Genomic DNA, 9585 nt, shown 5'->3' on the forward strand with positions numbered 1-9585 from the left:
TTCAACAACTTATCATTCCATCCTCTGTTCAATAAATACTTCCTCAGGATCCTATTTAAAAATATTTTCAAAATATAGACGAAAAAAATATTAAATTGTTACGTTATAACAATTATGATAAGATAATTTGATAAAAAATAGATATATGCATTCCGTAGAGTATTTTATATACATTCTTGTAAAACAAGAATGTAATACAACAACTATAAACTATGGAGTTGCTCTAGAGTCTAGGGGAAGTGAGTTTTTATGAATGAATTTTTTTCAATCGGTGAAGTAGCTAGTTTATATAATGTCTCAATCGATACATTAAGATACTACGACAAACTTGGATTATTGAAACCTGGAGTTAGAAAAAAAAATGGTTATCGTTACTATTGTTGGGATCAACTAGACAAGTTAGAATTGCTTCTAACTGCTAGATCATTAAATGTTCCCTTGCAGAAAATTTCATCTGCTCAATACGATAGTGATTTATCAACATTTGAATCAGTAATAACCGATGAAATTTATCAATCAAAAATTCAAATGAAAAAATTAAAGAAAATAATCAATGATTCAAACAATTTTTTAAACATTATAAAAAAATACCAAAAAATTGATACTGAACATTCTTTAGAAATTGTTGAGGAGTATGTAAATTACACTTTTATCTTCTTTTCGAGTAGAGTAAAACTTCTAAATGCAATTCATTCAGAATCAAAAAACAATTATTTTTCTGTTGCTCAATGTTCCTGTTTAACTAAAAATAACGATATTTTAGAGGGAATGATTTTACCAGACAGCACTCTACCGAGAGAGGATTTAGACATAAAGAAAATAGAGGGTACTTACAAGAAAGTATTGTTTATTGGGTGTTTAATTGATATTTTAAATTTGTGGGAAAGAATAAGAATTTCCTTCTCTGATGTGGTTGAATGCTTTATCCTTTATGATTTTGGTTATCCCTTACAAGGGCAAGAAAAAGTTCAACATTGCGTGACTATTTATTTTAAATCAAAAACGAATGCGAATATGATTAACAACTATTCGTATTCATAATACCTACTATCTATAATTGGTTTGCCACAATCCTTTGTTGGGCATTTTTAACAATAACGAATATATTTTAAAAGCTACTCGATCTATATATGTTTCCATCACCATTAAAATCTTTTATACTATTTATTTGATAATAAATTTAAACTACGTTAAACTTTTAGAAAGTTCACTTTAGCTTATAATCTTATTTTTTAGATATACTATTTATTTCATATAAAAGAGGGAGCGATAATCGATGTGTACAAGTGTGACAATGACAACGAAAGATCAATATGTTTTATTAGCTAGAACAATGGATTTTGCAGTTGTTTTAGATGCTGAGCCAACGTTTATTCCAAGAAAAAAATTTGTATTCGCTAATGATGAAAATTATGATCGAAAAAACGAATATGCCTTTGTGGGAATGGCGCGTCAAGTAGATAAGGAACACTTTGTTTTCGCTGATGGTTTGAACGAAAAAGGACTTTCTTGCGCTGCTCTTTATTTTTCAGGCTATGCTGATTATAACAGTCAAGACAGCGATAAAAAATACTCCTTAGCACCGCACGATGTTGTCCCATTTTTACTCTCTAACTGTTCAACACTTGCAGAAGTAACTCGAATAATGGAAAATGCTCAAGTTGAAAACACAGCCTTGGATTTCTTAGGAATCGTCTTGCCTCTTCATTGGGTCGTGACGGATAAAACAGGAAAAAGTATTGTCATTGAATACACAGAACAAACATTACACATTCACGAAAATACGATCGGTGTCATGACAAATAGCCCAGATTATAAATGGCACACTACAAATCTAAGAAATTACATTGGTCTTCAACCTGAACAAAAAACTGAAGTACATTTAAAAGATATGGTCATGAAACCTTTTGGTGAAGGCGCTGGTGCTTTTGGTCTTCCTGGTGACTTTACTCCGCCATCAAGATTTGTCAGAGCTACTTTCTTAAAAGCTTGCTTACAAGATGTTCAAACAGAATTAGATGGCGTGACTTCAATGTTTCATGTCCTTGCTAATGTTGACATTCCTAAAGGTGTCGTAAAAACAACGCAAGCCTATGATTATACGCAATACACTTCTGTTATGGTGAACAGCTCACTGAATTATTATTATAAAACATACAATAATCAACGGATCCGCTGTATTCAATTAGACAATGAAGATTTCGATGCGACTTCTGGAAAAATTTGGTCTAATGGTGATTCAGAAGATATTTTGTATCGGAATAGCAAAAAATAAGCCGTTAAAATAGCAAAGCGATCCATAACCTTTTTTAGTAAAGGTTGTGGATCGCTTTTAGTTATTAATTAATCAACGATTTCTTTTCTTTTATTTACCGTCTCTTTCAGCAATTCTACATATTCTTTTTGGTATTTTTTCAAATAAGCTTTTAAAGACTGTTCTTTTGCATCTGACCAACTCGGATCGCTTTTTATTAAATTTCCAGTCTCAGCTACTTCAACTGTTGCATCATATTTCACTTTTGGATCATTCGCTTTTGAAATCACTACATAACGTTTGTCATTCTCTTTGACTTCAACTACTAACTTGTCTTTTCGAGCGATTACCCATGGATTGTGTTCTTTTAAGGGGATAGGATTGAATCCTGTTTCTATGATATAGGTTGTATACAAAACGCCATCCTCTTCTAAAGCATAGCTCCCTGAGTACCGATAATCATCTTGCTCCCATGAATGCACAGCAAGATTCTTTAAATAATGCTTTTCATCCATTCTCAGTTTTGTATTAAACCCTACATAGATCAAGGCTAATATGCCAATAACTAATAATATCCGCTTATAATACTTGTTCCATCTCATTTTTTTCGATAAATCTTTTGTCATTTCTGTGTCCTCCCGTAATAAGTTATCAAGAGAGATACCGAACAGGTCGCTGATCGCTACAATCGTTTCTAAATCCGGATAATTTCTGCCGACTTCCCAGCTAGAAACCGTAGAACGAGAAACATTTAATAAGTCACTTAATTGTTCTTGAGTCAGTTCTTTTTTTAAGCGTTGTTCTTTGATTTTGTCGCCAATGTTCATGGTATCACCTCTTTCTTTTTTATTATCTTGATAACATATGGTAAAAGGTAGCCACTTTTCGTATCATTTCTAGATTTTTATCTGATACAATTCGTATCATGTTGATTTATCAAGGGTTTCAGGAAACAGCACTTAAACATTATAGCAAAATTTTAGTGGGGCATTCTCTTTTAAAACTAAAAAAATAAGGTCAAAAACTTGTAGACTCTACGAAGTTTTTGACCTTATTTATCTGTCTTCAATTAAACATTCATTTTTCTGCTGGCCATCCATTTGATCATTGCTGGGTCTGCATGAGAGAAAAATTGACTTTCACCTTCATTCAACGTTGCAATTGCTGCTTTGTCTTCATCCGATAACTCGAAATCAAAAACAGCTAAATTTTCAGCCATGCGTTCAGGTTTCACTGACTTAGCAAGAACAACGATTTCTTGTTCGATCAGCCAACGGACAATGATTTGAGCAACTGATTTGTGGTATTTATTGCCAATCTTAGTTAAAATTTCATTTGTAAAAATGTCATTTTTCCCTTCCGCAAAGGGCGCCCAAGCTTCTGGTATGATTCCTTCAGCTTTCAAGGCTTCGATATTTTTTGTTTGTTGATTAAACGGATTGATCTCGATTTGATTAACTTGGGGAACAACTTTATTAAACTCAGCTAAATCAACTGCTCGATCCACAGCAAAGTTTGACACACCGATTGCACGGATTTTCCCAGCTGCTTGTAGTTCTTCCATCGCACGCCAAGCACCATAAACATCATTGTATGGTTGATGCAATAAAAGTAAATCCACATATTCAAGATCTAAACGATCCAGCGAGCGTTGAAAAGAGTTTTTGACGCCTTCATACGAAACATTTTCGACCCAAATTTTAGTGGTAATAAACAATTCTTCACGGGAAACGCCTGAAGCCGCAATCCCACGACCAACTGCTTCTTCGTTCATATAAGATTGGGCTGTATCGATATGACGGTATCCTGCTTTGATTGCATCTACAACAGCTTGTTCTGCTTCTTTTGGATCAGTGATTTGATAAGTCCCAAAACCTAAAATCGGGATTTCTACTCCATTATTCAATGTGACGGTTTGCATATTTATTTCCTCCTTCTTATTTCATAACAAGAATACTATAAACGATGAAGTCCACTTCATAGCAAGCGATTTGTTCTTACTTTTTGACGTTTACCTTCCAAAGTTCTTCCACATTATCTGAGGTTACTTCTCCTGATTTAAACTTGGCGATATGCTCGTCATAGGTATCGATTTTGTACTGGAGTAAATCTCGTGTTTTAGTCATTTTTTCTAACTTATCAGTGATTTCTTGTAGTTGATCATGCAGAATTTGTTTTTGAGCATTCTCAACATTTCCGCCAAGTTGAGAAAGGGTAGCAAATTCAATCAGTGATTCGATCGACACTCCAGCCTGACGTAAACTTTTTGCCAAATAAATCCAATTAAGATCTCTCGTAGTATATACACGGTAGCCATTTTTATCCCGTTTGATTGGTGGAATGACACCCACTCTTTCATAGTAACGAACCGTATCTGTCGTTAGGTCAAACATTTCAGCTGCTTCTTTACTGTTCACTTTGTTTCACTCCCTTAATCCTTTATTCCAAACTTGAAAAATCATGATTGATGATTTCTATCAATGTAAATGTATCATGCTCAAACTCAAATTTCAAAATGCAACAGTTTCCCAATCGCTCTTTTTGATCAACTTCACTGGTATGGGCCCAGTTTCGCATAAACTGACGACAGGCTGCACCGTGAGATACAGCTAAAACTGTTTCACCCGCTTCTTTCATGATGTCCATCAAGGTTTCAGATACTCTTTCTCTAAATTGAAATTCTTCTTCTCCGCCATATCCCGCGAAAAAATCCCCATATGGTAATGGTGGATTCAGTGACTCACTTTCTGATTCAAAACGGCCAAAATTCCATTCTTTTAACCCTTTAACTCTTTTATAGGGCATATCTGTTACTTGCTCTAAAGTATCACTAGCACGTTCAGAAGTAGAAGCGTACGCGCTATCAAAAGTAATGGCATCATCTTTGAAATAATTCCCAGCAATTTGGGCTTGTTTGATTCCTTTTTCTGTTAGTGGTGAATCGCACCAGCCTTGGATTTTTTTCTGTTGGTTGAATAGTGTTTCGCCATGTCTCATTAGATATAATGTTTTGGTCATCCTCTTGTCCCCATTTCTATTCGTTGTATTTATCATAAACTATGAAGTGGACTCCAAGGCAAGAAAAAAAGCTGAACTTTTCTTGTTCAGCCCAACTTTTTTTCTTATTCAAGCAAGCGCCCATCATCATGCCACGCACCATACATCTTTTTCACTTTCGTATTCTCAATCAATTTATCTAAACGTTTCTCAAATAGTTCCGGTTGATGTTTATAATTTTGGATCGTATCAATGCGAATACGTCGATAGAGCTCTGGGAATGACAGGAAAATCTCATAGATTTCCACATCTTCTTTTAGTCGTTCTGCGATCATCTCATCGATTTGAAAAGAAGCTTCTGTCATATCAGGTAGCACTTTTCTGCCTTGATCGGTCATTAAGCCTAATTTTTCAAGACGGCGGACACGTTCTTTGTTTAATTCCGTCCATGGACTTTTTTTTGCTCTTGGTGACAGGCGTTGGGCGGTTTGTGTTTCAGATATTTTCTTTTTGATACCATCGATCCAGCCGAAACAAAGAGCTTCTTCTACTGCATCTAAGTATTGGATTTTATTAGGTTCAGGTTTAATGCTGACGATGATCCAGCAATATTTTTCGTTTGTGCTATGGGTTTTTAGCCAGGTTCTTAGTTCTTGTCTAGTGGTTATGGGTAGTAGGTTATCTATTTCCATGTACTAACTCCTTTTTCGTTGATAAAAGTATTATACATTAGTTGAGGAAAATAGAGAGATTCTTACTTAATAAAAACACAATAACTTGAAACAAAAAAATAAGACAAAGCATTCCAGCTCGTCTTATCACTAGTCTTAATACAAATCATTCTGATACTCTAAAAACTTTGCAACAGATGCAGCGGCAATAATCTCATTTCTACCACGCCTATAATGTCTTTTTCATCTACCAATCCATATTGACGACTATCCACCGAGTAAGGGCGATTATCACCTAAAACTAAATATTTTCCCACCGGAATTTCTGATGCTCCAGTTAAAGTGAAGATCGAAAAATCATCTGTATAAAGTCGACCATTTTCTTGGGAAGTTTGTTGCTCGTCAAAGATAAATTTTTCTTCTCTGTCTTCTCCGTCAATTTGCAGTTGATCATTTTTATAAGCTATTTTTTGCCCGGGCAGCCCAATGATCCGCCGAACTTCTTTTTCTTTGGTTCCCGGTATCCGCACATACACTAACTCGAAGGTTTTGAGTTTCCCTAGCTTGTTCACATAGACACGGTCTCCTTCTCTTAACGTAGGAACCATTGAATACCCTTCGACTTTCGGTAGCGAAAATAGAAATATAGAAAGAATAAAAACAAGAAAACCTGCAATCACTACTGCTCCTAAAAGTTCCAACAACAATACTTTGCGTTTTTGTTTTTTTCTTCTTTTCCTCGCTTCGATCAGCGCTTTTTTCGACTTGTTAGATCGCTTTACTTTTTGTTTTGGCCGAATTGGCTTTACGGATAATTCTTTTTTTTGTTCTTGCGGCTTCTTTTTCTTGTGAACTGGCTTTTTTACTTGCTCAGAATGACTTTTTTTCTTTTTGACTGTACGTTTTCGTGATTCCATACTAAATCACCTCAATTATTTACTTTTCCTTACCTAAAGCAGCTTCATTGACATTGTACAGCTTAAATACTTTTTGTTCGTACTCTTTTACCTTTTTAACGTCTTCTTGGTACTCTTTTGCCAGATCTGGATTGTTGTAAATCTGAGTATAATTTCTCATCACATTTGTGCCTAGCTCTTTCATTGCATTGTAATAGCGATTTAAGGTTAATTGCCCCTCTTGTGTATTGACGGTACTCGCTTTTTTCGTTCCATAGCTTGCAATACTATTGCCTAGATAGCGTAAATTAGTTTCGGTCTTTTCCTTACTGTCTGCGGCACTTGCCGCTTTCGTCAATTCATTATCAAAATCACTGATCAAATAATAGCCTTTCGCAATCGAATCAGAATCATCTGTAGTTAAGTTCATCGCTTGGTAATAAGAAGAATAAAACGCCCCAGCACCTAATAATAGTCCTGCAAACAACGAAAGGATAGCCGCTGTCCGCTGACTTTTCTTTTGCTTGATCAACTTCTTTTTGACAATGCGAAGTCTTTTCTTCTTTTTCTTTGTTTTTGGTTTTCTTTTACTTAAACTTTTTACCTTTGCGCCTGTTCTGATTGTTAAAAATAGGAAAAGGATGAAAAATAGGATGGCAAGGACTGCCAACACTAATCCTATAATAAAAAACCAATCTAAGGTTGTCATGATCCTTCCCTCCCATTATTTCCCAGCATTATTTACTTGTACCTTGATCTTTTTTATTTCTACGACGTTCTGCCTTTTTGGTAGCTTCTCTTTTTTTACGAATCGTGCGGATAATAAAGAAAATAACCAAAATAACCACGAATAACCCAACAGCGGCACCGATGATCAGCGGCCAATTCGTCCCTTTTTCTTGCACTAAACCAACATCTTCACGGTTAAATTTATCGGCTTCTTCTGCAGTGATTTCAAATTCTTCCGTCCACTCCCATTTTTTACTGTCGGCCGTTGCCAATATATGGGCACGGTATTTACCTGGAACCATTTTCTCCCCTTGCATACTGACGGGGAACGTCATATTAGAATTTGGTGCCATCCGCATAGAAGATTTCTTTGTTTCATATAATACTTCATCGCTTTTATCAGACATGATTTGTGCTTCCATTGATAAATTGTCTAAGAAGTTTGCTTTCGTATTGGATACATCTACATAAACAACATTTCGTGCATTTGATTGGCCTGCATTGACTTTATTCAAGTTCAATTCGGGTTCTACTTTAACCTCTGTTTCTTGTAAAACCATTGCGATGACGTAGGCGTATTTGTTGATGACATTGGCGCCGTTTTGTGTTTTTTGATCCTCATCATCGGCTTTTTTTAATTGAATACCGCCGACGATCACGCCATCATAAGAGGCTTTTGGCATAGTAATTTCTATGTCTAATGTTTTTTCAGAGTTTGGTGGCAATACCACTTTTTCTGGGGCTTTAACAAGATCAACAAAATCATATTTTAGGGAGGCATCTTTTTTTAGATTGATTGGGCCATATTCTAAGACACCGTTCATGTTCGTTTTAGCGCCATTTAGGCTGGTTTCAACGGTAATTTCTTTGTCTCTTGGATTTTTTAGTAACACTTGTACTGTTTGTTTTTGGCCAGGTGTCATTTTTAAATCAAAATAGCCGGCCTCTTTTTGTTGGTTTTCAGGAAATTTTATTTCATAAACAAATCCTGTTGCACCGCCTGCTTCTTGCGCGATGCTAGTCGTTGGCCATGTACTAAGTGTAATGATTGAGATGAGAATCGTTGTTACTATGTATGTTAGTTTATTTTTCATAAAATTTCCTTCTTTCATTCAAGACTATAAACAAGGCCACTGACCCCTTTTTAGGAATCAGCGCCTTGATTATTTACTATTTTTGATTTTGTTCGATCGTACGTTTAATTATTCTGCTGGAGTTTCTGGATCAGCAGGAGTAGCTGGTGCTGGAGTATACTCGATTGACCAAGTAATGTCTGCAACATATTTTCCTTTAACGATGCTTTGACCAGCTGGAACTGTTAATTCAACAGAATCTTCTGCTAAACCAGTAGAAGATTCTTCAAGAGTATTTTTAGCATCTGCAGTTGATGTTCCAAATTCAGTATAGAAAGTACCTAAACCTTGCGCACCTGTTGATACTGAGTTGTCATAAACAAGTTTGCTTTCGCCATCTTGTGTTAAAACAAACGCTTCTGGACGTGCTGCTGACCAGTTAGCTGCTGGCATGTTAGAGTTCAAGAAACCATTTGCATATGAAATTGTTGCGTTTTCTAATTTATTTGAACCGTTAGTGAATTGTTTTGTCATTGCTGCTTTGATTTGGTATTTGTGGTCATTTCCTGCACGTTTGTCTGTCCATTGTACATAGTTACCACGTGTTACAGTTGTTCCATCTGTCAAAGTTAACGTAACTGGTTTTGCTTTAGCTGTAGTTGCTACTGGTGATACACCAATTTTTTGGTTAGGGAAGATCACGTTAGAAACAACATCGATCGTGATCGGTCCGCCATCAGGGTTAATTTCGATATCTGGGTTTTTATCTTTATCTGGATCAACGTTTGTTCCACCAGGGATTTCAGGATCGCCAGGTTCGTTTTTGCCGTTATCTTCTTCGTATGTTACTTCACCGTGGCCTACTAATGATTTTGCTTCTGTTTCGGCATTTGCCGCCATTGGTGCTAAAGCTCCTGTTGTGATTGCTGCTACTACTGCTACTGAACATAATGTTTTGAATTTCA

11 protein-coding genes are annotated in these 9585 nt (G+C 35.8%); 2 read left to right on the plus strand and 9 right to left on the minus strand.

The window, feature by feature from the left end:
* Window positions 1-249: 249 nt before the first annotated feature.
* Window positions 250-1041: a MerR family DNA-binding transcriptional regulator gene (locus BCR21_RS08415; protein ID WP_069646016.1), complete on the plus strand. Its 792-nt coding sequence runs from the start codon at window positions 250-252 to the stop codon at window positions 1039-1041.
* 235 nt (window positions 1042-1276) lie between these two features.
* A complete protein-coding gene (locus BCR21_RS08420; protein ID WP_069646017.1) occupies window positions 1277-2275 on the plus strand; it encodes a linear amide C-N hydrolase in 999 nt (332 codons plus the stop codon).
* Window positions 2276-2343: 68 nt separating this feature from the next.
* Here BCR21_RS08420 and BCR21_RS08425 read toward each other — a convergent pair whose 3' ends face one another.
* The 9 genes from BCR21_RS08425 to BCR21_RS08465 form a co-directional block, all read right to left on the minus strand.
* On the minus strand, window positions 2344-3081 hold the full coding sequence (locus BCR21_RS08425) for a helix-turn-helix domain-containing protein (RefSeq protein ID WP_069646018.1): 738 nt from the start codon (window positions 3079-3081) through the stop codon (window positions 2344-2346).
* A gap of 242 nt (window positions 3082-3323) precedes the next feature.
* Window positions 3324-4175 carry an aldo/keto reductase gene (locus BCR21_RS08430; RefSeq protein ID WP_069646019.1) on the minus strand — a complete coding sequence of 284 codons (852 nt, stop codon included), beginning with the start codon at window positions 4173-4175 and terminating at the stop codon, window positions 3324-3326.
* A 76-nt stretch (window positions 4176-4251) separates the two neighbouring features.
* Window positions 4252-4671, minus strand: coding sequence for a MerR family transcriptional regulator (locus BCR21_RS08435; RefSeq protein WP_069646020.1), 420 nt, complete (start codon window positions 4669-4671; stop codon window positions 4252-4254).
* Between the two features lie 22 nt (window positions 4672-4693).
* Window positions 4694-5272 (minus strand): histidine phosphatase family protein, encoded by a 579-nt coding sequence (locus tag BCR21_RS08440; protein WP_069646021.1) that lies wholly within the window; start codon window positions 5270-5272, stop codon window positions 4694-4696.
* A gap of 104 nt (window positions 5273-5376) precedes the next feature.
* Window positions 5377-5943 (minus strand): YdeI/OmpD-associated family protein, encoded by a 567-nt coding sequence (locus tag BCR21_RS08445; protein ID WP_069646022.1) that lies wholly within the window; start codon window positions 5941-5943, stop codon window positions 5377-5379.
* Window positions 5944-6101: 158 nt separating this feature from the next.
* A complete protein-coding gene (lepB, locus tag BCR21_RS08450; RefSeq protein ID WP_084013270.1) occupies window positions 6102-6839 on the minus strand; it encodes a signal peptidase I in 738 nt (245 codons plus the stop codon).
* Between the two features lie 19 nt (window positions 6840-6858).
* On the minus strand, window positions 6859-7527 hold the full coding sequence (locus BCR21_RS08455; RefSeq protein ID WP_069646023.1) for a hypothetical protein: 669 nt from the start codon (window positions 7525-7527) through the stop codon (window positions 6859-6861).
* Between the two features lie 28 nt (window positions 7528-7555).
* On the minus strand, window positions 7556-8641 hold the full coding sequence (locus tag BCR21_RS08460) for a WxLIP family cell surface protein (protein WP_069646024.1): 1086 nt from the start codon (window positions 8639-8641) through the stop codon (window positions 7556-7558).
* A gap of 108 nt (window positions 8642-8749) precedes the next feature.
* Window positions 8750-9585, minus strand: an 836-nt coding sequence (locus BCR21_RS08465; protein WP_069646025.1) for a WxL domain-containing protein, incomplete at its 5' end; no start/stop codon positions are given.

This window comes from Enterococcus ureasiticus, from assembly GCF_001730285.1.
Lineage (GTDB): Bacteria > Bacillota > Bacilli > Lactobacillales > Enterococcaceae > Enterococcus_L > Enterococcus_L ureasiticus.

Excerpts from the sequence above, each read along its gene's own strand:
- BCR21_RS08415 (WP_069646016.1), top strand. The coding sequence starts at position 250 with ATGAATGAATTTTTTTCAATCGGTGAAGTAGCTAGTTTATATAATGTC.
- BCR21_RS08420 (WP_069646017.1), top strand. The coding sequence starts at position 1,277 with ATGTGTACAAGTGTGACAATGACAACGAAAGATCAATATGTTTTATTA.
- BCR21_RS08425 (WP_069646018.1), bottom strand. The coding sequence starts at position 3,081 with ATGAACATTGGCGACAAAATCAAAGAACAACGCTTAAAAAAAGAACTG.
- BCR21_RS08430 (WP_069646019.1), bottom strand. The coding sequence starts at position 4,175 with ATGCAAACCGTCACATTGAATAATGGAGTAGAAATCCCGATTTTAGGT.
- BCR21_RS08440 (WP_069646021.1), bottom strand. The coding sequence starts at position 5,272 with ATGACCAAAACATTATATCTAATGAGACATGGCGAAACACTATTCAAC.
- BCR21_RS08445 (WP_069646022.1), bottom strand. The coding sequence starts at position 5,943 with ATGGAAATAGATAACCTACTACCCATAACCACTAGACAAGAACTAAGA.
- lepB (WP_084013270.1), bottom strand. The coding sequence starts at position 6,839 with ATGGAATCACGAAAACGTACAGTCAAAAAGAAAAAAAGTCATTCTGAG.
- BCR21_RS08455 (WP_069646023.1), bottom strand. The coding sequence starts at position 7,527 with ATGACAACCTTAGATTGGTTTTTTATTATAGGATTAGTGTTGGCAGTC.
- BCR21_RS08460 (WP_069646024.1), bottom strand. The coding sequence starts at position 8,641 with ATGAAAAATAAACTAACATACATAGTAACAACGATTCTCATCTCAATC.